Source organism: Arthrobacter sp. TJ-265 (assembly GCF_058269135.1).
In genome coordinates, this window is the sequence record NZ_JBZCND010000003.1 from 139,539 (window position 1) to 161,492 (window position 21,954).

The window sequence follows — 21,954 nt, forward strand, 5'->3', positions numbered from 1 at the left end:
ACACCGGCACCCGGCAGAGCTACCGAAAGGCCACACCCCATGAGCTCCTCCACCTCACCACGAGCGCTTCCACGCCAGACCGATCACCAGGACCCCTGGGCCGGGCCGCTCGGCCGTGCGGCGCACAGAGCAACTCAGGTCCTGCTCCTGCTGGCACTGTTCACCGTGGTCGTCTATGCCCTGATCCAGGTACGCCTGGTGATCATCCCGCTCCTGCTGGCCCTGATCCTCGCCTCGGCGATCGGACCCTTCGTGTCCTGGCTGCGACGCCGAGGATGGTCGAGTTCCCTCGCGACCGCAGCGTCCTTCGCCATCCTTCTCGCGCTCATCGGCGGCCTGCTCGCGGGAGTCGTGTTCGCGATCATGGGCCAGACCGACACCCTCACCAGCAGCGCCGTTCAGGGCGTCGATCAACTGATCGATTTCGTGGAGAACGGGCCCATACCCGTCGATGACGGGCAACTCCAGGCGGCCCGTGACGCGGCCGCGGACTTCGCCACCAGTAGCGCCGCCGGCACCACGGCCCTGGCGGGACTGAGCGCTGCGACGAACTTCCTCACCGGATTGGTGCTGATGATCGTCATCCTCTTCTTCTTCCTCAAGGACGGTGAGAAGATCTGGGCCTTCACCCTGAGGGCCTTCAAAGGCACCCGCCTGGTCAGAGCCCGGAACGTCGGAGACCAGAGCGTCGCCGTACTCGGTGGATACGTCCGCGGGACCGCGATCGTCGCGGCCGTCGACGCGTTCTTCATCGGACTGGCCCTGGTCATCCTCGGGGTGCCCCTCGCCCTGCCGCTGGCCGCGATCGTCTTCATCGGAGCGTTCATCCCACTGGTCGGCGCGACCCTGGCGGGCGCCGTGGCGACCCTCGTCGCACTGGTCACCAACGGGCCCGTCACCGCACTGATCGTGCTCGGCGTCGTCATCCTCGTCAACCAGCTCGAAGGCAACTTCCTGCAACCGGTCGTCATGGGCCATACCCTCAGCGTCCACCCACTCGTGATCCTGGTCGCCCTCACCGCGGGGACCGTCCTGGCAGGGATCATCGGCGCGATCCTCTCCGTCCCCCTCACCGCCGTCGCCTGGGCCGGCATCAAAGCATGGAACGCCGACCGCGACGAAGACATCACCGACAAGGCCATCACCCAGGCCGAGACACACACCCTCATGGACGAACAGGGCCACGGACCCCGCAACACCCCTACCAGCAAGCCGGCCGAAGAGAATCCCCGCCAGGATTCCCGACGGCGTTCAGGGCAGGACTCCGGCAAGGACGAGCAGCAGGACGACGGGAAGGGCCAGGCGGAGCATGCCCGGGTCAGCGCGCACACCTCCGACCTCGGGGACAGGATCCCCGTCGATTCTCGCCAGGAGACATTGGATGCCGCAGACGCAGACACCGACCGTGACTCCGATCCAGGCGCCGAGCCGGGCCGGTGACCTCGCACACGGCCCGTCGGACGCCTTGGCGGCAGTCCGGGAACAGCCCCACAGAAGCCTTGAAGAAGTGGAACGACCGGGTGTGCGGCGGCGTCGTGGTGAAGGGCTTCCAGTGTTACGAGCTGGTGGAAGGGCTCTGATCCAGTGCGTCCCGCAGCAGGGGCAGGAGTTCGTCCCCGCCGGCGCCGCGCAGCACCGGAACACCGTTGATCAGGTTCGCGTCCGGTTCGGCTCCGGCTGACGCGCCGTCACGCCGAGATGGGCCGATCAGTGGAAAGGGTCGGCGAAAGGATCGGCAGCGACCCGGGAGGCGATGCAGGGGTGTTGCAGAAGGAGCCTCGTCGTCATGGAAGGTCGTCAAGCATGGTGGGTGCCGGGAGGCTGGTACCCGATCTGCTCCGCATTGCGCAGGGCTTCCATCGTTTCGTCGACGGTCAGGAGCACTGTCGTTTCGAGCGAGTTCATGGCGCCGCCTCCGCTGATCGCTAACGCAACCGCGGCCATCGAGACGTTGTCGGGTGCCTCCCACAAGGTGTAGCCGTCGTGGGCGCCGAACGCGTACCAGAACCCATGAAGTTTCCCTCCGACGGATTCGATGTACGCTCGGGCGGCTTTCCCGCGGTCCTCGGGAGTGTGGATCAGCCTTGCCCAGGTCTCTGATGTATAGCTGAACTTCGACAGATAGAGCGGCATCGTCTTTTCCCTTCGTTCACTGTCAGAAGTGCGGGTTCACCAAGAATGGCAGCTTGCACAGGGGGCAGCAACGAGTGCGCTGTAGCGGGTGCCCCTTCAGAACAGCGGCCAGGGCACCGCCGACATCTCACCGCTCGGAGCCGGAAACCGCCCCGCCGAGCGCAACGCAGCGCAGCGTGCAGCGAGCGCAGCGATCTCCTCGGCGGTGAGCAGATCCGTCAGCTCCCGCCCCAGCTCACCGTCCAGTCCGTCGCTGACACGATCGATACCGTCGAGTTCCTCGGCGGTCAGCTCGTCGCCCAGCCACCCCCACAGCACCGTGCGCAGCTTGTGGTCACTGTGGAACGTGAGCCCGTGGTCCACACCGAACCGGTGTCCGTCCACCATCTCGAGGATGTGATCGCCCTTGCGGTCGGCATTGTTGACGACCGCGTCGAACACCGCCATACGGCGCAGCGCAGGCGTGTCCTCATGAATCAGGGCGACCATCCGCCCCTTCTCGTCCTGACCCTCGAGGACCTGCTTCCACCCGGTCTCCGGCACGAGGGCCGCCGCAACGAGGTCGACGGCGCTCCGGTCGGGGTCCGTCTCCTGCCAGAGCTGCACCATGCCCTCGCCGAACGGGCCGTCGCGCAGCCAGGTGCGGGGCACGATGTTCCAGCCGAGGAGCTCCGAGACCAGGTACGCGGCCACCTCCCTGTGGGCCAGGAAGCCGTCGGGGAAATCCCACAGCGGCTTCTCGCCCCGGATCGGTTTGTACACGACCGCGGTGTCGCCGATGCTGCCCAGGAACGTGGCGTTCGACGCCGTCGTGATGCGCCCGGTGAGCGTCAGCTCGGCGGTCACGAGGTCGGGCGCCGGCATCAGACCTCGGGCACGGCGCAGATGTGCCCGTCGGCGTCGATGGGCTGGCCGCAGATCACGCAGATCGGACGCCCTGCGCCCACGACCTCCCGCGTGCGCTTGGTGAAGGCGCGGGCGGTCCCGACCGGCATGCGCACCAGCAGCATCTCGGCCGCCTCTACCTCGTCGTCGAGCAACGCGGCGTCGTCGTCGGTATCGGGCAGCGGGTAGGCCTCGATGACCACCTGCGCCGTCGCGGGATCCCACCCCAGGCTCATCGCGCCGGTGCGGAACTGCTCCTCGACGGTCTCGAGCTGGTCGTTGTCGACGAGTTCGATGGGCGTACTCGTGGGAACGCTGAAGGGGTTGCCGTCGAGGGTGCTGAGCTCGTCGAGGATCTCGTCGATCTTCTCGGCGAGCAGGGCCGACTGCTGCTTCTCCAGCGCGATACTCACGAGCTGGGACCCCGAGCGCACCTGCAGGTAGAACGTACGCGCCCCCGGGAGGCCGATGGTGCCGACGACAACCCGGTCAGGCCAGGCGAACTCGTGAACAGTTGTAGGCATAGAAGTATTTTAGGCCGACGAGGTGCGTGTCGCCGTCGGCCCTGCCCCGCCGCCCACCGCCGCATCGTCGGACAGGGCGCTCTTCGCCAACCACGACAGATCCCCGGCGTCGGTGTTGGTCGCGTAGACGCTCGGCCGGCTGGTGCCGTACTGCACGATCGACACCGAGGCGGGGCCGACGTTGATGCGCTGGAACAGGTCGAGGTGCATGCCGAGCGCGTCCGCGAGGATGGACTTGATGATGTCTCCGTGGCTCACCGCCACCCATACGGCGCCGGGCCCGAATTCGGCTTCGAAGGCCGCATCATGGCGTCGGATCGCCGCCACCGACCGCGCCTGCATCGCGGCCATGGATTCGCCACCGGGAAAGGTGACGGCGGACGGCTGCGACTGCACCACCGGCCACAGGGGTTCCGTCGCGAGGTCACTGAGCAGGCGGCCCTGCCACTGGCCGTAATCGCACTCGGTGAGATCGGGATCGATCGGCGCATGCGGGGTGCCGGTCTGGCGATCGAGGATGAACCGGGCGGTCTGCCGACACCGCTCGAGGGGGCTCGAGACCACGCCGACGACGGGCACGGCGGCGAGCCGGTCACCGGTCAGGGCCGCCTGGTCCCGCCCGATCTCGTCCAGGCCGACGCCGACGGTCCGACCGGCCAGCAGCCCGGTGGCATTCGCTGTGGTGCGGCCGTGCCGCACGAGGATCACTGTCGCCATCCACCCAGCCTAGCCACCCGGTCGACGGCGTCGCCCGCTCGCGCCACAGAAATCGGGACGGGCAGGCGTGCGTTAGGCTTTTCCTATCAAGGGGAGTACTCCCGTCTGTGATCGGCCCGTCAATACGGATGCACTGAAGCATCCCGGGCCCATCGGTTCCGGTTCCGGCCGGGCGGAGGAGACCTTGGCGCCTATGTCCGACGCCTACCCTTTGGAGTACCCCTGATGCAGGTCACCCCCACCATCTGGTTGATCACGATCGCCGTGACGATCCTCTTCTTCGTCTACGAATTCTTCGCGCACGTGCGCACACCCCACGAACCGACCATCGGCGAATCGGCGCGCTGGTCGGCGTTCTACATCGGCCTGGCCCTGCTGTTCGGTGTCGGGATCGGCGTGGTGTCGGGCTGGACGTTCGGCGGCGAGTACTTCGCCGGCTATCTCACGGAGAAGGCCCTGTCGATCGACAACCTCTTCGTCTTCCTCATCGTGATGACGGGCTTCGCGGTCCCGAAGAAGTACCAGCAGAAGGTGCTGATGATCGGCATCATCATCGCCCTGATCCTCCGCGGCGGGTTCATCGCCATCGGCGCCGGACTGATCGAGAACTTCTCCTGGATCTTCTACATCTTCGGCGCCCTGCTGCTCTTCCTGGCCTACAAGCAGGCGTTCGGCAGCCACGACACCAACCCGGCCGACGGCAAGTTCATGCAGCTCGTCCGCCGCGTCCTGCCCGTCACCGACGAGTACCACGGGGACAAACTGACCGTGAAGAAGGACGGCACGCGCTTCGTCACCCCGATGCTGCTCACCATCATCGCGATCGGCTTCGTGGACCTCATCTTCGCCGTCGACTCCATCCCCGCGATCTACGGCCTGACCAACGAGGCGTACATCGTCTTCACCGCCAACGCCTTCGCCCTGATGGGCCTGCGCCAGCTGTTCTTCCTCATCGGGGGACTGCTCGAGCGCCTGGTCTACCTCGCCCAGGGACTCGCCGTCATCCTCGCCTTCATCGGCGTGAAGCTCGTGTTCCACGCCCTGCACGTCAACGAGCTGTCCTTCATCAACGGCGGGCAGCCGCTCCTCTGGGTCCCCGAGATCCCCATCTGGTTCTCGCTGCTGTTCATCGGTGCCACCATCACCGTCGCGACCGTCGCGAGCCTGCTCAAGACCCGGGGCGACGACGCCAGGAACGACCGCGACCGGGTGCGGGACGAGCCGGTGGTCACCGCCGCTTCGGACGACAACGACACGGATCCCCAGTCCGACGACGACGCCAGCACCGCCGCGGGCGCGAGGAAGTAACCACCGCACGGACGACGGCCACCGGCTCCGCGAAGGCGGGAACCGGTGGCCGTCGGTGTGTCAGGCAGGAGCGACGATCAGCGCTGTTCGTAGCCGCTGATGGCATCCACCTTCGCGGCGGACGCGCTCGAGGGATCGAACACGTAGCCGAGCCACTCCTTGGCCAGGCGCCGTGCCAGCTCCACGCCGATCACCCGCTGGCCCATGCAGAGCACCTGGGCGTTGTTGCTCAGGACCGAGCGTTCCACCGAATAGGAGTCATGGGCGGTGACGGCCCGGATGCCGGAGACCTTGTTGGCCGAGATCGCCACACCCAGACCGGTACCGCAGATCAGCAGGGCGCGGTCCGCCTCGCCGCTTTCCACCTTGCGGGCTGCATCCACCGCGACATGGGGGTAGTCGACGTTCTCGGAGCGGGAGATTCCGACATCCACCACGCTCTCGACGCGGTCATCGGCCTCGAGGTCCTTGCGCAGGACCTCCTTGTAGTCCAGTCCGGCCTCGTCGCTTCCGATGACGATGCGTAGTTTCTGACTCATAGTTGGTTCCTCTTCCTGTAGATCATGGAACTGGTGGTCGCGGACGTGGCCGTCACCGTCCCGCAGCGATGTCGATCAGGCGCAGGTAGCCCTTCAGGTCCCATGCCGTGCGGCCGACGAACAGCCCGTCCACGTGCTGGATGCCCAGGAGGGCCGCAGCATTGTCGAGCCCGACCGAACCGCCGTAGAGCAGGCCGGCGATGCGGCCTCCGTACTCCTGCCCGAGTGCGGCGAACGGTTTCTCGAGTTCGTCGACCGTGGCGGGACGTCCATGGTCGCCGATCGCCCAGATCGGCTCATAAGCAATCATGACGCGTGCCAGCTGCTCTTCGCCGAGCCCGTCGAGTGCCCGGGCAGCTTGCTCGAGGATGAAGTCTGTGGATCCACCGGCGTCCTTCACGCCCGTGGGCTCGCCGATGCAGAGCAGCGGGATCAGATCGTGCCGGAGGGTCGCAGCCACCTTCCGGCGGGCGGTCTCGTCGGTTTCACCGAAGTGCTCACGCCGCTCCGAGTGACCGATCTCGACCATCCGTGCCCCGGCATCGGCGACCTGCGGCACGGAGAGCTCACCGGTCCAGGCCCCGGAGTCCTCCCAGTGCGCGTTCTGCGCACCGAGCAGGACGCGGCCGTCCTCTGCGAGGATCTCCGCCACGGCGGCGATCGCCGTCGCGGGAGGGATCACGAAGGGCTGCACCATGCCTGCTTCCCGCGTCGCCAGACCCGCGAGCAGGCCTCTCGCATAGTCCCGGGACTCGGCGAGGGACTTGTTCATCTTCCAGCTCGTGCCGACCCATACCGTCACGGTCGGTTCTCCACGGTGGCCGATCCGAAGAGCTCCGCGAGGGCGTCCATGAGGATGGAGAAGGAGATGGCGCCGGGATCCGGGGTGCCCACGCTCTTCTCCCCGAGGACGCGTGACCGTCCGCGGCGGGCGGCGATACCCGAGGTGGCGTCGGCTGCCTCACGGGCGACGGCGGCTGCCTTCCTGGTCGAGGCCGCCAGATCGGCCGACGCCTCGAACTCGGCGGCCAGCGATTCCCGGAACGGGACGATGGCGTCGACCATCGTCTTGTCTCCGGGCTCCGCCCCGCCGAGGCGGCTGATGGCGTCGCTCCCGGTCATCAGGGCCCGGACGACGTGGGCGGGCGTGGCGCCCTCCGCGTCGTCGAACACGCTTCCCGCTGCGATCAGCGCCGCGCCCCACAGGGCCCCCGATGTGCCGCCTGCTTCCTCGGCCCAGGCGTCGCCGGCGTGGAGCAGGACGGTCCGGGCGCCGGCGCCCTTCTCGACGGCGGCCCGTCCGGCCTCTGCCGCGCCCCGCGAGCCGTAGGCCATGCCCTGGCCGTGGTCGCCGTCGCCGGCGACGGCGTCGAGCCGGCCGAAGTACTCCTGGTGCTCGGACGCGGTGGCGCGCAGCACCTCCAGGGCCTTCACGATCGACGCCGCGACCTCACGTGACTCGGGGGAGGCCTCGGGGATTGCTTCCTCGCCGGGGGTGTGGACCCGGGTCCGTCCCGCCCTGGCGGACGAGTCCGGCGCGCCCCTGCGGAAGGCGGGGGTGTCGGCCGGGGCCAGCCAGTACTCCTCGAGTTCGTCGTCGAGGAAGACGACCGTCAGGGACAGCCCGGCCATGTCGAGGCTGGTGACGTGCTCGCCCACTTCCGGGGCCACGACGGTGAGCCCCTTCTCGGCGAACCGCTCGGCCAGGCGCCCGTAGACGGTGAAGAGTTCCTCGTACTTCACGCTTCCGAGGCCATTGAGGACGACGGCGACGCGCCCCTGGTAGCCGCCGGCGGAGCGCTCCGGCTCCTCCTCCAGGACACCGTCGAGAAGGAGGTCGGCGACTTCCGCGGCAGTGCCCAGGGGGACCTCCCGGATGCCGGGTTCTCCGTGGATGCCGAGACCGATCGCCATCTCGCCCTCGGGCACGTGGAACAGTGCGCCGTCGGCCCCGGGGAGGGTGCAGCCCTCGAACGCCACGCCGAAGGACCGCGTTGCGTCGTTGGCCTTCCAGGCGACCCGCTCGGCCTCGTCGATGTCGGCCCCGGACTCGATGGCCGCACCGGCGATCTTGAAGACCACGAGGTCGCCCGCGATGCCGCGGCGGTCCCGGTGCTCCGCGGCCGGCCCGGACGCGATGTCGTCGGACACCCGTATGATCCGCACGTCCACGCCCTCGGCGCGCAGCTTCTCCGCGGCCTGCCCGAAGTGCAGGACGTCGCCGGCGTAGTTGCCGAAGCCGAGGATGACGCCGCCTCCGTTCTCGGCCGACCGCGACACCGAGTACACCTGGGACGCGGACGGCGAGGAGAAGATGTTGCCGCACGGCGCGCCGTGGCCCATGCCCGGTCCGATCCAGCCTGCGAAGGCGGGGTAGTGCCCCGACCCCCCACCGATGACCAGTGCCGGCTGGCCCTGGGGAGTGTCGGTCGAGCGGACCACCCCGCCGTGCGCCAGCATCACGTGCTGAGGATGTGCCGCCGCGTAACCGCGCAGGGCGTCGGCAGCGAAGTGTTCGGGATCGTTCACAAGGTACGTCATTGTTCAACCTCGGTTGTCTCGAAAGGCCGTCGGCGGCGCCACGCATTGCGTCGCGCCGCCGATGGCCCGGGGTGGGCAGGGTTCCGCTGCGCTGCTACTTCGCGGACTCTTCGGCAGGGCTCGGGCCGAGCTCGTTCAGCAGTCCGGCCATGGCCACGTAGGCCTTGTTGCGGTACGCGACCAGGTCGTCCGTCCGTTCGGCCGGGATGTCCAGGAACCCGGCGCCGGACTTCGTCCCGAGCTTTCCCGCGTCCACGAGGTCCTGGAGGATCGCGGGTGTGGCGAAGCGCTCGGGGAAGGAGGTCTGCAGGGAGGCGTAGCAGAAGGAGTAGACGTCGAGGCCGGCCATGTCGGCGATGGCGAAGGGGCCGAAGAACGGCAACCGGAACCCGAACGTGGTCCGGACGAGGGTGTCCACGTCCTCCGCCGATGCGATGCCCTGCTCCACGACCTGGGCAGCCTCATGGAACAGCGCGTACTGGAGGCGGTTGAGGACGAAACCGGTCACGTCCTTCACGACGGCCGCCTTCTTGCCGGTCAGTGCGACGATCTCCCGGGCGACCTCGACCGTCTCCGGCGTCGTCCCCGCGTGGGGGATGACCTCGACGCCCGGGATGAAGGGTGCCGGGTTCGAGAAATGGACGCCGAGGAACCGGCCGGGGTTCTCGACCGCCTCGGCGAGCTTGGCGATCAGGATGGTGGACGTGTTCGAGCCGATCACCGCGTCCGCGGGTGCGGCGTCGCTGATCCGGCGGAGGGTGCCGTGTTTGATGTCGAGGATCTCCGGGACGGCCTCCTCGATGTAGGAGGCATCCGCGACGGCCTCCTCGATGCTCGGGGCGGCCCACAGCTGGTCCCGCAGGCGCTGGACGGCATCCGCGGGGAAGAGGCCGTCCGTGACGAACCGTTCGGCTTCACCGATCAGGCGTTCGAGGTTCTTCTCGGCGATCTCCTGGGATACGTCGGCGAGCGCCACCTTCGCCCCGCCGAGAGCCAGGACCTGCGCGATGCCTCCGCCCATATAACCCGAACCGACAACTGCCACTGAACGTTGAGCCATGAGCCGCATCTCCTCTGATGTGCACGGTACTGCGCGTTGACGCGCCACCACACCGGCCGTGTCCCGGCGAGGAATCAGGGCCGGTGGGGGCGCGGATCGTGTTCCTATAGGATCCACGCGGTCCCGGATGGTGTCAACCGTCACGCCCGTGGGTGCAGCCCTACGCGGACCTGTCCGGCGTGGTCTCGTCCGAGGCCTCGTACTCGTGGATCGCGCGCTCGCTCACGCCGTAGATGTGGCTGGCCATGGCGACGCGCGCGGCCCCCGCATCGCCCCGCCGCATCGCGGTGAGGATCCTCGTGTGCTCGTCGATGGCGCTTTCGGCATCACGCACGCCGACACCGCTGAACAACCGGAACCGGTGCACGTGTCCGCCGAGGGAGTCGTAGGCGCTCAGCAGGAATTTGTTGGCGGTCTGCTCCACGATCAGTCGGTGGAAGCGCTCATCCGCCTCCCAGTAGGACCGGTAGTCGGAGAAGTGCGGGCCGTTCGGAGCCACCCGCAGATCATCGATCGATTGCCGGAGGGCCTCCAGGAAGGCTGCATCCGCGCGGTGGCACGCCACTTCGGCGTTGTGCGGCTCCAGCAGCAGGCGCGCGTCCATCAGGTCGGACAGTTCCACGTGGCTGAGCATGGGGGCCACCCGGTATCCCCGCAGTGCGGCGCGGGTCACCAGCCCCGTCGACTCGAGGCGGGCCAGCGCCTCCCGCACCGGGGTCGGCGACACCCCGAGCTCGCGCGCCGTGCCGTCGATGCTGAGCGGGTCCCCGGAGGAGAGCTTGCCGTCCATCAGGCGGGAGAGGACCTGCTTGTACACCTGGTCGGCGAGGACGCTGCGCTCCACCCAGGATCCACCCGCACGGCCCTCACTCACGGCTCTGTCCTGCTTCCTGCTGTCATGTCCTGAATTCTCCCACGAGCCCCGCGGCGGGGAGCCGCTCACCTCGACAGCAGCTGACACTGCGGTGAGCGGATTCGGGACGAACCATCAGGTGCGCCCGATCTGAAAATATCCTATAGGGTGGTGCCCAATCAGAGTCGGGGTGTGCTCCAGCACACATGTGGTCCCGACGGCTCAACCGATGCGATCAAAGGTGCTCCCGTCATGCCAATCCTCCTTCCAGCCGCCGTCGACGACGCCCTGGTCCTGGCCGAGAGGCCCTCCTGGGCGCTCATGGTCATCGCCGTCGCGGCCATCGTGGCCCTCCTGCTGCTCATCATCAAGGTGCGCCTCCATGCCTTCTTCGCACTGATCATCATCAGTGTGCTCACCGCGCTGGCGGCCGGTATCGGTGTCGCCGATGTCATGACCGTGGTGATCGCCGGGTTCAGCACCACCGTCGGCACTGTCGCCCTGCTCGTGGGCTTCGGCGCGGTCCTCGGCCGGCTGGTCGAGATCTCGGGTGGTGCGCAGGTGCTCGCCGACGCGATGCTCCGCCGGTTCGGCGAGAAGAGGGCACCCCTGGCCCTCGCGGTCGCTTCGCTCTTCTACGCCTTCCCGATCTTCCTCGATGCCGGCTTCATCGTGATGCTGCCCATCATCTACACGGTCGCCCGCCGGCTCGGCGGCTCGTTCATGCTGTACGTCCTGCCCTCCATCGGCGCCTTCCTGATGATGCACGCCTTGACTCCGCCGCATCCCGGCCCCACCGCCGCTGCCACCGTCATGGGAGCGGACGTGGGCATGGTGGTGCTGATCGCCCTCCTCGTGGGCCTGCCCACCTGGTATCTCGCCGGGTACAGGCTGAGCCTCATCATCGCCAGGCGTTACCCGAACATGCCCGTCCCCAACCTGCTGGGGGAGGCGGACCTCGACGACGACATCCCCCGTCCCGGCTTCTGGACCATCATCTTCGTGCTCCTGCTGCCCCTGGTGTTGATCTTCTTCAACACCCTGTTCTCGACCCTCGAGGCGAGTGGCGCGGTCGGCGAGGACAACACGCTCTTCCAGCTCTCGAGGCTGATCGGCAACACGCCCGTGGCCCTGCTCATCGCCGCCCTGTCCGCGATGTACCTGCTCTACATGCGGCCGCGCCGCGGCCGTGGACGCGTGGGCGGCGCCCTCGAGGACCTCGTCGACAACGCCCTGGCCCCCGTATGCTCGATCATCCTCATCACCGGCGCCGGCGGCGCCTTCGGCCGTGTGCTCACGGAGACCGGCATCGGCACCACCATCGCCGACGGCCTCGATGCCATGGGCCTCCCGGTGATCCTCGCGGGATTCCTCGTCGCGGTGGCCTTCCGCGTGGCACAGGGATCGGCCACCGTCGCCGCCACCACGGCCGGTTCCATCATGGCTCCCGCAGTCGCGGAACTGGGGTTGTCCGGCGTCGCGCTGGCCGCGATCGTGGTGGCGATCTGCGCCGGGTCGATCACGTTCTCCCACGTCAACGACTCCGGCTTCTGGCTGATCGGCAAGTTCTGCGGCTTCGACACGGTCACCACCCTGAAGACCTGGACCGTCGTCGGCACCGCGATCGGCTTCATGGCCTTCGCCCTCGCCTGCGTCGTCTACGTCATCGCCGCCTGAGGCAGAGTGCCCGTCGTCGGACGTCCAGCCCCGTCCCATGCGTCCACCCGTCCGTCCGCCCATCCCCGAAACCAAGGAGAACACCATGACCCCTACGCCCGAGACCTGGCCAATCGGCGCTGCCCTGCTCAACTTCACCGGAACCACCGCGGACGGCCGTGACCGCACCGCGGCGGGGCCGGAGGCGTGGCGGCAGACGCTCCGTGAGGTCCGCGCCGCCGGCTTCGACCACGTGGACCTCACCGACTCCTGGGTCCGCCCCGGCGACCTCGATACCGAAGGCAGGAGGCAGCTGCTGAAGACGGCCCGCGCCTACGATCTGGCCTTCAGCGACATCGCGGTGACGCGCAAGAGCGTGATCACGCCCGACGAGGACCAGGCGCAACAGAACATCGCCTACGTGAAGCGGACCATCGACGCTGCCGCGGACCTGGAGGTACCCATGGTGTGCCTGGGCCTGCACGACCCGTTCACGGAGGCCCAGAAGGCAGCGACCTGGTTCTGGCTGGCGCCCGGGGTCGAGGACGAGGACACGCAGGACAACCGGGACAAGGCGGCGGCGCGGTTCCGGGAACTCGGCGAGTACGGCGCCGCGCGGGGTGTCAGCATCTCCCTCGAGATGTACGAGGGGACCTTCCTCGGCACGGCCGACAGTTCGGTCCAGCTGGTCACCGCCGTGGACCTGCCCACCGTGGGGCTCTGCCCCGACATCGGGAACATCGTGCGCCTGCATCGCGAGGTGGAGGACTGGCGGGAGATGCTGACCAAGATGCTGCCGTACACCAACTACTGGCAGCTCAAGAACTACTTCCGGGACTACGACCCCGCCACCGGCGCCTATGCCTCCGCGCCGGCGCCGCTGGCCCTCGGATTCATCAACTATCGCGAAGCCATCGGGATGGCTCTCGAGGCCGGCTTCGACGGACCCATGTGCGTGGAGCACTACGGTGGCGACGGCCTCAGCGTCACGGCCATGAACCGGGACTACATCCGGGACATCCTGAAGGCGAAGCTGCCCGAGGGCTGATGCGGCGGCCGGGGACAGGACCCGGGTCAGGAGGGTGGCGGAGCCGTCGAGGACCGGACGATGAGCTGGGTCGCCAGCTCGACCCGCGTCAGATCGGGTTTCTCGCCCTCCATCTCCCGGATCAGGGCGCGGACGGCGGTCCTTCCCATCTCCCGCAGGGGCTGGGCGACGGTGGTGAGTTGGGGAGAGGTCTGTTCGCTGAGATAGGTCCCGTCGAAGCCGATGACGCTCAACTCTCCCGGTACGGAGACACCTCGGGCATGGGCTTCGGTGAGCACGCCCAGGGCGATGCTGTCCGACGCGGCGAAGATGGCCTGCGGCGGCTCGTCAAGGGCGAGGAGGCGGGCAGCACTGCGGCGTCCTGTCGCCGGGTCGAAGGTCCCCGCCAGCACGTAGTCCTCGGAGAGGGGGATCCCGCGCTCGAGCAGGGCCGCGGCATAGCCGTGCTCGCGGTCCTGGCTGCACTCCGCGCTCGTCGGTCCGCCGATGAACGCGATGCGGGAATGGCCGAGACCGAGGAGATGCTCGGTGGCCGCCTTGCCTCCTGCCCAGTTCGTCGCTCCGACGCTGGCCACGCCCGTGCCCGGTGGGTTGATGGGGTCGATGACCACGACGGCGATCCCCCGCTTCTTCACCTCCCTGATCTCCTTCGGAGACCATCGGGATGTCACGAGGACCAGGCCGCGGCGGCCCTGGGACTGCATGTTCTCGGCCAGGTCGCGGGGTTCGCGATGCGGTCGGCCCGTCGTCGACAGCACGATCTCGAGGCCGTGGCTCTCGGCGCATTCCAGGATCCCGTCCATCACCTCCGCGTAGTACGCCGTCGTCACGCTGTCCACCGCGACGTCGATGAGCGTCGACGTCGGCGGAGCCAGCGCATGGCGCTGCCCGGGTGGTCGGTACTCGGCGGTGCGGAGGGCCTCCAGGACCCGCTTCCTCGTGGCCGGGGCGACGTCCTCCCGGGCGTTGATGACCTTGGACACGGTAGGGATCGACACTCCCGCGAGTGCCGCGACCGACCCCAGCGTGGCTCTCGTCCTGACTTCGAGTTCCGACAATGTTTCGACTTTCTCCTCGTATGCGACGTCACGGGCAAGGCTTCCACACTGCTGCGCCCCTGTGAAGCGCTGGTGGGACCCGCCGAAAAACGCCGACTGGAAGGCCATTGACCTCACCGATGTGATGTGAGTTACTTTACCTTGTAAGTTTGTTGTTATCGAAAACATTTCGAATTCCGTTCCGCAGCGTGGCGGTCAGCGACCGCGTCCCCGTGGAACTGACCTGCCTATTCCCGCCAGACGTCACCCATGACGCCGAGTCGACTACGGAAGAACTGATGAACATGCGAACTACCAAGACCCTGACCGCCACGGCCTCGGCCCTCGCGCTCGCCCTCGGCCTCACCGCCTGCGGATCCAGCGGCCCGGCGGATCCTGCCGCTGATTCCAGTTCTCCCACCATGTGGGCCCTCACGGGTAGCAGTGAGGACATCTTCCGCTCGTCGGTCGAGCGCTGGAACGAGGAGAACCCGGACAAGTCGATCAACCAGGAATTCTTCGCCAACGACGCCTACAAGACCAAGGTGCGCACGGCGGTGGGAGCGGGTGAGGGGCCCAGTTTCATCTACGGCTGGGGCGGAGGCGTCCTCAAGTCCTACGTGGACGCCGGGCACGTCGACGAACTCGACGAGTTCCTCGCCGAGAACCCCGACGTCAAGGATCGCTACATCCCCTCCGTCCTCGAGAACGGGGTGATCGACGGCAAGACGTACGCCCTGCCCAACAACAACATGCAGCCCGTCGTCCTCTACTACAACAAGCAGGTGTTCGAGCAGATCGGCGCCGAGCCCCCCGAGACGTGGGACGAGCTGATGGCGCTGGTCCCCAAGTTCAACGACGCGGGAATCGCCCCCTTCGCCCTGGCCGGCCAGTCCAAGTGGCCGAACCTGATGTGGCTGTCCTATCTGGTGGACCGGATCGGTGGGCCCGAGGTCTTCCAGTCGATCCTGGACGGTGAAGAGGGCGCCTGGTCCGACCCCGCGGTCATCGAAGCGCTGACCAAGATCCAGGAACTGGTCGACGCGGACGGTTTCGTCAACGGCTTCTCCTCCATCGCGGCTGACGCCGGAGCGGACAGCGCCCTCCTCTACACGGACCGCGCCGCCATGATGGTGCATGGCGGCTGGGTCTACCAGAACCTGAAGAACGATGCTCCGGAGTTCGTCGAATCGGGTGAGGTCGGTTTCGTCCCCTTCCCCGCGGTCGAGGGCGGAGCGGGCGATCCGGCCAACGTGGTGGGGAATCCTGCCAACATGTGGTCCCTCTCGTCCACGGCGTCCGACGAGCAGAAGGACGACGCGCTGGCCTACCTCAAGGACGAGCTGTTCAGCGAGGAGTACACCCAGGCGATGATCGATTCCGGCGCCGTTCCCGCCGTCAACGGCATCGAGGACCAGCTGGCACAGTCCGAGGACAAGGACTTCGTCGAGTTCGTCTACGGTCTCGCGCAGGACGCGCCGAGCTTCCAGCTCTCGTGGGACCAGGCGCTCAGCCCTGCCCAGGGAGACGCCATGCTCGCGAATCTGGACCAGATCTTCATCGGTCAGATCACGCCGGAGCAGTTCGCCGAGAACATGAACGCAACGCTCGGTAAATGAGCACCATCCTGAAGCCCAAGCCCGGGATGGCGGTCCGGGGTCCCCGGACCGAGGGTCCCTCGGCGTGGATGGTGGTCCCGGCGCTGGTCTTCTTTCTGACCTTCGCCGTCGTCCCCCTGCTCGGGGTGGTGTTCCTCAGCTTCACCAGCTGGAACGGACTCGGTGCGATCTCGTGGGCGGGACTGGACAGCTGGCAGACGGCCCTCACGGATTCGGTGACCCTCAACGCTCTCGTCGTCACGGCGAAGATCATGGTCTACTCCCTCGTGGTGCAGGTCCCCATCAGTCTCCTCCTGGGCGTGTTCACCGCCGGCAACCAGCGGTACAGGGCGCTGCTGGCCGTCCTGTACTTCGTCCCGCTCCTGCTGTCATCGGCAGCGGTGGCCATCGCCTTCAAGGCACTGCTGGATCCGAACTTCGGGATGGGGCCGGGACTGGGGATACCTGCGCTGGCGCAGAACTGGCTCGGCAACGAAGATCTGGTGCTCTTCGTGGTCATCTTCGTCATCGCGTGGCAGTTCGTGCCCTTCCACACCCTGATCTACCAGGGTGGGGTGCGGCAGATCCCGGCCTCCTTCTACGAGGCCGCCCAGATCGACGGGGCGGGCCGCGTGCAGCAGTTCATCCACATCACGCTGCCGCAGCTGAAGTACACCATCATCACCTCGTCCACCCTGATGGTGCTGGGATCGCTGGCGTACTTCGATCTCATCTTCATCCTGACGGCCGGCGGCCCGGGGTACGCAACCCGTCTCCTCCCGCTGCACATGTACCTCACCGGGTTCAGGGCGAACGACATGGGCGCGGCCAGCGCCCTGGGTGTGATCCTCGTCGTCGTCGGCCTGGTCCTCGCGCTCGTCCTGCAGCGGATCGGCGGCAAAAACCGCAGCGCAAGCCAATTGGAAGGAGCGTAGGCCATGGCAATAGTCACCGATGCGGCACCTGGTGCCCCGGCGCAATCGGATGAGCGCGGTCAGCGGAAGCGGCTGGGTCGGCGTACGCCCAATTTCCTCGGAGGCCTCGGGGGGTGGGTATGGCTCGCGCTGATCATCCTGCCCATCTACTACGTGGTCATCACGAGCCTCAAGAATCAGGCAGGCTTCTTCGGGTCGAATCCCCTGGCGCCGCCCACCGAGCCGACACTGGCCAACTACCGGACGGTTCTGGAGGCCGACTTCGTCCGATACTTCGCCAACAGCGTGATCGTGACGCTGGGAAGTGTCATCCCGGCCACCGCGGTCTCCTTCATGGCCGCCTACGCGATGGTGAGGGGACACGGGCGCATCATCGCGTCCGCGAACACGCTCTTCCTGATGGGGCTGGCCATCCCGCTGCAGGCGACGATCATCCCGATCTACTTCATGATCACGAGGGCGAACCTCTACGACACCCTGCTTGCCCTGATCCTGCCGTCGATCGCCTTCGCCATCCCGATCTCCGTACTGATCCTCTCGAACTTCCTCCGGGACGTACCCCGCGAGCTCTTCGAGTCCATGCGGCTCGACGGGTGCTCGGAGTTCACCATGATGTGGCGCCTCGCCCTACCGCTGGTCCGCCCCGCGGTGGTCACGATCGCCATCTACAACGCCCTGCACGTGTGGAACGGCTTCCTCTTCCCGCTGATCCTCACGCAGAGCCCCGACAAGCGGGTCCTGCCGCTCTCCCTCTGGGCCTTCCAGGACGAGTTCACGGTGAACATCCCTGCGGTGCTCGCGGCCGTCGTGCTCTCCACCCTTCCCCTGGTGGTCCTCTACGCGCTGGCCCGCCGCCAGCTCGTCAGCGGACTGACCGCCGGTTTCAACAAGTAGAAAGGAACCGCAGCCCTATGGCACCCACACTGAGACCTGACCTGAGGGTCGGTATGGTCGGCTACGCCTTCATGGGAGCGATGCATTCCCACGCCTGGCGAACGGCGCCGCGCTTCTTCGACCTCCCCCTCCACCCCGAACTCGCGGTCCTCGCCGGGCGTGACGCGACGGCCGTCAAAGCCGCCGCCGACACGATGGGGTGGCAGGACACGGAAACGGACTGGCGGTCGCTCGTGGAGCGGGACGACGTCGACCTGATCGACATCTGCACGCCGGGCGACACGCACGCCGAGATCGCGATCGCAGCGCTCGAGGCGGGAAAGCACGTGCTCTGCGAGAAGCCCCTCGCCAACTCCGTGCAGGAAGCCGAGCGGATGGCGGTCGCGGCACGGGACGCCGCGGAGAAGGGCGTCTTCGCGATGTGCGGATTCTCCTACCGCCGGACGCCCGCGCTGACCCTTGCCCGCCGGCTCGTCGAGCAGGGGAGGCTGGGAACGGTCCGGCACGTCCGGGCGCAATACCTCCAGGACTGGCTGTCGGACGCGAAGGCGCCGATGACGTGGCGCCTGGACAGGACCAAGTCGGGGTCGGGGGCCCTCGGCGACATCGGAGCGCACAGCATCGATGCTGCCCAGTACGTGACCGGGCTGGAGATCTCGGGCGTCTCGGCGCTCCTGAACACCTTCGTGCACGAGCGCCCCCTCAGCGGGACGCGCGTGGGCCTCGGTGGATCGGGTGCGGACGACGGCGGGACCGGCCAGGTCACCGTGGACGACGCGGCGATCTTCAGTGCGCGCTTCGACGGGGGAGCGATCGGCGTCTTCGAGGCCACCCGCTTCGCGCTCGGCCGGAAGAACTCGATGCGACTGGAGGTGAACGGAACCCTCGGCTCGCTGGCCTTCGACTTCGAGAACATGAACTCCCTCGAGTTCTACGACGGAACGGTGCCGGCGGAGACCGCAGGCTTCAGCACCATCAACGTCACGGAGCCCGACCACCCGTACACCGGCAACTGGTGGCCCGCCGGGCACGGTCTCGGGTATGAGCACGGGTTCACGCACCAGGTGGTGGACCTCGTGCACGCCATCGCGGACGGTCGGACGCCGTCGCCGTCGTTCGACGAGGCGCTGCGGGTGCAGAGGGTCCTGCACGCCGTCGAGCAGTCCGCCTCGAGCGATTCGGGGTGGCAGCATGTCTGACGCCGTCCCGGCCGCGGGCACGCCGCCGCGCCCCGTGACGCTGTTCACGGGGCAATGGGCGGACCTGCCGTTCGAGGAGGTGGCGCGTCTCGCCGGCGAGTGGGGGTTCGACGGCCTGGAGATCGCCTGCTGGGGAGATCACCTCGACCCCGTGCGGGCAGCGCACGACGACGCCTACGTCCAGTCCAAGCTCCGCGTCCTGGAGAAGAACAACCTCACCGTCCATGCGATCGCGAACCACCTCACCGGGCAGGCCGTCTGCGACGACCCGATCGATGAACGCCACCGCGCCATCCTCGCCCCCGACGTCTGGGGAGACGGGGATGCCGAGGGCGTCCGGCAGCGGGCCGCGGGTGTCCTGCAGGACACCGCACGAGCAGCAGCACGCCTCGGAGCATCCCTGGTGACCGGTTTCACCGGCTCGTCGATCTGGAAGTACGTGGCGATGTTCCCGCCCGCATCCGAACAGATGATCACCCGGGGCTACGAGGACTTCGCCGCCCGATGGAACCCCATCATGGACGTGTTCGACGCCGAAGGGGTCCGTTTCGCCCTCGAGGTCCACCCGTCCGAGATCGCCTACGACTACTGGACCGCCCGACGGACCCTGGACATCATGAGCGACAGGCCCGGATTCGGTCTCAACTTCGACCCCTCGCACTTCATCTGGCAGGACCTCGACCCGGTGATGTTCCTCCAGGACTTCGCGCCGCACATCTTCCACGTCCACGTGAAGGAATCCGTCCGACAGTTGAACGGCCGCAACGGCCGGCTCGGCTCGCATCTGGCCTGGGGCGACCCGCGCAGGGGGTGGGACTTCGTCACGGCAGGCCACGGCGACGTCCCGTGGAATCCGATCTTCCGCATGCTCAACTCGATCGGCTACCAGGGGCCGACCAGCATCGAATGGGAGGACGCCGGCATGGACCGGCTCGTCGGCGCCCCGCAGGCACTCGCCCTCGTGCGGGACCTGGCGACGATAGCCCCGTCGGCCGCGTCCTTCGACGCAGCATTCTCAGCTCCGGCGCAGGGCCGTGAGCGACCGATCACGAAAGAGGCACCATGACCAGCAAGGAAGCTCTCGTCGTCCGCGGGGGATGGGACGGGCACCAGCCCGTCGAAGCCACGGATCGATTCATCCCGTTCCTCCGGGAGCATGGTTTCGCCGTGCGGATCGAGGAGTCCCCGAAGATCTACGCCGACGCGGACTACATGTCGACAGTGGACCTGATCCTGCAGTGCAACACGATGAACACCATCGAGAAGGACGAGTTCGCCGGTCTCCGGACGGCGGTCGAAGCGGGAACGGGACTGGCGGGCTGGCACGGCGGGATCGCCGACTCGTACCGCAACGAGTCCGACTACCTCCACCTGATCGGCGGGCAGTTCGCGTGCCACCCCGGCAAGCACCCGGAGGAGAGGATCGGCGAGCAGTCCGACAACTACGTGCCGTACCGGGTCACCATGCTCCCGGCCGCCGCGGACCACCCCATCACCCGCGGGATCGGGGACTTCGACCTCGTCACGGAGCAGTACTGGGTGCTGGCCGACGACTACATCGACGTGCTCGCGACGACGACCCAGGCCGTCCGCGAATGGGACCCCTGGCACCGCCCGGTGACGTCTCCCGCCATCTGGACCCGCCAGTGGGGCAAGGGCCGCATCTTCGTCTCGACCCCCGGCCACCGCGTCGAGATCCTCGACGACCCGAACGTCCGCACCATCATCGAAAGGGGTTTGCTGTGGGCGAGCCGCTGAACGTCGGAATCATCGGCTGCGGAGCGATCGTAGCCCAGTACCTGAAGACCCTGCCATCGCTTCCATCCGTGAACCTCCTGGCCGTCGCCGATCTGGACTTCGGCCGCGCCGAGGCCGTGGCGGCGTCCCAGGACGGGGTGCGGGCGCTGACCGTGGACGAACTGCTGGCCGACCCCCGGATCGACACCGTCCTGAACCTCACGATCCCCGCAGCGCACGCGGAGATCGCCACCCGTGCGATCGCCGCCGGGAAGCATGTGTACGGCGAGAAACCCCTGGCAGCGAACACGGACGAGGCCAGGAAGGTCCTCGCGCTCGCCGCGGAGGCAGGCGTCCGGGTGGGGTGCGCGCCGGACACGGTCCTCGGGACCGGCATCCAGACGGCCCGCCATGCCATCGACAGCGGCCTGATCGGCCGGCCCATCTCCGCGACCGCCACCATGGTCACCCCCGGTCACGAGCGGTGGCACCCCAATCCGGACTTCTACTACGTGCCCGGGGGAGGTCCCCTGCTGGACATGGGCCCGTACTACGTCACCGCGCTGGTCACCCTGCTGGGTCCGGTCACCTCCGTGATCGGCGCCGCCAGCCACACCCGCTCGGAGCGGACCATCGGAGGCGGCCCCCGGGCGGGCCAGACGGTGCCCGTGTCCATCGACACGCATGTGACCGGTGTGCTCGTGCATGAATCGGGGGCCCTCTCCACCCTCGTGATGAGTTTCGACGCCGTGCAGACGCGGTCCTCCAACATCGAGATCCACGGCGAACAGGCCAGCATGACGGTCCCCGACCCGAACTACTTCGACGGGGAAGTGTCAGTCTGCGATCTCGCGAACAGGGAGAACGACAGGGAGATCGGGTGGGACGTCCTTCCCGTCAGCGCAGGCTACCTCGACGCCGGCAGGGGCTACGGACTCGCCGACATGGCACTGACGCCGGCCGGCGAGCAGCACCGCGCCAACGGTGAGCTTGCGTACCACGTCCTCGATGTCATGGAGTCGCTCCTGAAATCGGCGGCGGACGGCGCCTCGGTTCCGGTCCGGAGTACCGCGGACCGGCCGGCCGAGGTCCCCCTGGCACCGCTGACGGAGCCGGCGGAGGTCTCCGTCACCGCCTGACCTCCAGGCGCCCGTCGTCACCCTCCGTGCCCGAGGGCATCATCCTGTCCTCGGGCACGGAGGCTGACGGACCCCGTTCCGGGCCGCCGGTCGGGAGTTGATTCGTCACGGACCGTGTGACGATCCCGACCGGGACATCGACTGGTTGCAT

At 67.8% G+C, this 21,954-nt stretch carries 21 protein-coding genes; 11 read left to right on the forward strand and 10 right to left on the reverse strand.

Translation table 11 applies throughout. The annotated features are described in order from the left end of the window. Positions 1 to 39 precede the first annotated feature (39 nt). Positions 40 to 1,440 carry an AI-2E family transporter gene (locus AC4D2E_RS12275; RefSeq protein WP_490911395.1) on the forward strand — a complete coding sequence of 467 codons (1,401 nt, stop codon included), beginning with the start codon at positions 40 to 42 and terminating at the stop codon, positions 1,438 to 1,440. Between the two features lie 357 nt (positions 1,441 to 1,797). Here AC4D2E_RS12275 and AC4D2E_RS12280 read toward each other — a convergent pair whose 3' ends face one another. From AC4D2E_RS12280 to AC4D2E_RS12295, 4 genes are all read right to left on the reverse strand, one after another. Beyond that, complete coding sequence (locus AC4D2E_RS12280; RefSeq protein ID WP_490911394.1) at positions 1,798 to 2,133, reverse strand: GYD domain-containing protein; 336 nt, start codon at positions 2,131 to 2,133, stop codon at positions 1,798 to 1,800. Positions 2,134 to 2,229: 96 nt separating this feature from the next. Then, positions 2,230 to 2,997, reverse strand: a complete 768-nt coding sequence (locus AC4D2E_RS12285; RefSeq protein WP_490952796.1) for an SCO1664 family protein — start codon at positions 2,995 to 2,997, stop codon at positions 2,230 to 2,232. Further along, the gene (locus AC4D2E_RS12290; protein ID WP_104167319.1) at positions 2,997 to 3,542 is read right to left on the reverse strand and encodes a DUF3090 domain-containing protein; all 546 of its coding nucleotides are present in this window, start codon (positions 3,540 to 3,542) and stop codon (positions 2,997 to 2,999) included. The genes AC4D2E_RS12285 and AC4D2E_RS12290 overlap by 1 nt, the downstream gene beginning before the upstream one ends. Before the next feature lie 9 nt (positions 3,543 to 3,551). After that, on the reverse strand, positions 3,552 to 4,259 hold the full coding sequence (locus AC4D2E_RS12295) for a histidine phosphatase family protein (RefSeq protein WP_490911389.1): 708 nt from the start codon (positions 4,257 to 4,259) through the stop codon (positions 3,552 to 3,554). A 225-nt stretch (positions 4,260 to 4,484) separates the two neighbouring features. Between AC4D2E_RS12295 and AC4D2E_RS12300 the strand changes: the two genes are divergently transcribed. After that, complete coding sequence (locus AC4D2E_RS12300; protein ID WP_104167315.1) at positions 4,485 to 5,567, forward strand: TerC family protein; 1,083 nt, start codon at positions 4,485 to 4,487, stop codon at positions 5,565 to 5,567. Positions 5,568 to 5,644: 77 nt separating this feature from the next. Here AC4D2E_RS12300 and AC4D2E_RS12305 read toward each other — a convergent pair whose 3' ends face one another. The 5 genes from AC4D2E_RS12305 to AC4D2E_RS12325 all read right to left on the reverse strand — a co-directional run bounded on the left by AC4D2E_RS12305 (position 5,645) and on the right by AC4D2E_RS12325 (position 10,581). Further along, positions 5,645 to 6,106 (reverse strand): ribose-5-phosphate isomerase, encoded by a 462-nt coding sequence (locus tag AC4D2E_RS12305; RefSeq protein ID WP_104167313.1) that lies wholly within the window; start codon positions 6,104 to 6,106, stop codon positions 5,645 to 5,647. Positions 6,107 to 6,158: 52 nt separating this feature from the next. After that, complete coding sequence (locus tag AC4D2E_RS12310) at positions 6,159 to 6,908, reverse strand: triose-phosphate isomerase (protein ID WP_490911385.1); 750 nt, start codon at positions 6,906 to 6,908, stop codon at positions 6,159 to 6,161. Further along, positions 6,905 to 8,647: a dihydroxyacetone kinase family protein gene (locus AC4D2E_RS12315; RefSeq protein ID WP_490952797.1), complete on the reverse strand. Its 1,743-nt coding sequence runs from the start codon at positions 8,645 to 8,647 to the stop codon at positions 6,905 to 6,907. The genes AC4D2E_RS12310 and AC4D2E_RS12315 overlap by 4 nt, the downstream gene beginning before the upstream one ends. 94 nt (positions 8,648 to 8,741) lie before the next feature. Continuing rightward, positions 8,742 to 9,707: a 3-hydroxyacyl-CoA dehydrogenase family protein gene (locus AC4D2E_RS12320; RefSeq protein WP_104168174.1), complete on the reverse strand. Its 966-nt coding sequence runs from the start codon at positions 9,705 to 9,707 to the stop codon at positions 8,742 to 8,744. 160 nt (positions 9,708 to 9,867) lie between these two features. Further along, entirely contained in the window at positions 9,868 to 10,581 is a 714-nt protein-coding gene (locus AC4D2E_RS12325; RefSeq protein WP_490952798.1) for a GntR family transcriptional regulator, read from the reverse strand. A gap of 231 nt (positions 10,582 to 10,812) precedes the next feature. On the opposite strand from AC4D2E_RS12325, the gene AC4D2E_RS12330 reads away from it, so the two are divergent. Next, positions 10,813 to 12,237, forward strand: coding sequence for a GntP family permease (locus tag AC4D2E_RS12330; protein WP_490952799.1), 1,425 nt, complete (start codon positions 10,813 to 10,815; stop codon positions 12,235 to 12,237). Between the two features lie 85 nt (positions 12,238 to 12,322). Continuing rightward, positions 12,323 to 13,264, forward strand: a complete 942-nt coding sequence (locus AC4D2E_RS12335; protein ID WP_104167305.1) for a sugar phosphate isomerase/epimerase family protein — start codon at positions 12,323 to 12,325, stop codon at positions 13,262 to 13,264. 26 nt (positions 13,265 to 13,290) lie between these two features. Here AC4D2E_RS12335 and AC4D2E_RS12340 read toward each other — a convergent pair whose 3' ends face one another. After that, positions 13,291 to 14,322: a LacI family DNA-binding transcriptional regulator gene (locus tag AC4D2E_RS12340; protein WP_490952800.1), complete on the reverse strand. Its 1,032-nt coding sequence runs from the start codon at positions 14,320 to 14,322 to the stop codon at positions 13,291 to 13,293. A gap of 278 nt (positions 14,323 to 14,600) precedes the next feature. Between AC4D2E_RS12340 and AC4D2E_RS12345 the strand changes: the two genes are divergently transcribed. The 7 genes from AC4D2E_RS12345 to AC4D2E_RS12375 are packed head-to-tail and all read left to right on the forward strand — an operon-like array spanning position 14,601 to position 21,803. Further along, positions 14,601 to 15,920 (forward strand): extracellular solute-binding protein, encoded by a 1,320-nt coding sequence (locus AC4D2E_RS12345; protein ID WP_490952801.1) that lies wholly within the window; start codon positions 14,601 to 14,603, stop codon positions 15,918 to 15,920. A 26-nt stretch (positions 15,921 to 15,946) separates the two neighbouring features. Continuing rightward, the gene (locus tag AC4D2E_RS12350; RefSeq protein ID WP_104168172.1) at positions 15,947 to 16,834 is read left to right on the forward strand and encodes a carbohydrate ABC transporter permease; all 888 of its coding nucleotides are present in this window, start codon (positions 15,947 to 15,949) and stop codon (positions 16,832 to 16,834) included. Between the two features lie 3 nt (positions 16,835 to 16,837). Next, positions 16,838 to 17,728 carry a carbohydrate ABC transporter permease gene (locus AC4D2E_RS12355; protein WP_104167299.1) on the forward strand — a complete coding sequence of 297 codons (891 nt, stop codon included), beginning with the start codon at positions 16,838 to 16,840 and terminating at the stop codon, positions 17,726 to 17,728. Positions 17,729 to 17,745: 17 nt separating this feature from the next. Then, entirely contained in the window at positions 17,746 to 18,927 is a 1,182-nt protein-coding gene (locus AC4D2E_RS12360) for a Gfo/Idh/MocA family protein (protein WP_490952802.1), read from the forward strand. Beyond that, entirely contained in the window at positions 18,920 to 19,993 is a 1,074-nt protein-coding gene (locus AC4D2E_RS12365) for a sugar phosphate isomerase/epimerase family protein (protein ID WP_490952803.1), read from the forward strand. The genes AC4D2E_RS12360 and AC4D2E_RS12365 overlap by 8 nt, the downstream gene beginning before the upstream one ends. Further along, positions 19,990 to 20,685, forward strand: a complete 696-nt coding sequence (locus tag AC4D2E_RS12370; RefSeq protein WP_104167293.1) for a ThuA domain-containing protein — start codon at positions 19,990 to 19,992, stop codon at positions 20,683 to 20,685. The genes AC4D2E_RS12365 and AC4D2E_RS12370 overlap by 4 nt, the downstream gene beginning before the upstream one ends. Then, positions 20,670 to 21,803, forward strand: coding sequence for a Gfo/Idh/MocA family protein (locus tag AC4D2E_RS12375; RefSeq protein WP_490952804.1), 1,134 nt, complete (start codon positions 20,670 to 20,672; stop codon positions 21,801 to 21,803). The genes AC4D2E_RS12370 and AC4D2E_RS12375 overlap by 16 nt, the downstream gene beginning before the upstream one ends. Positions 21,804 to 21,954: the final 151 nt, after the last annotated feature.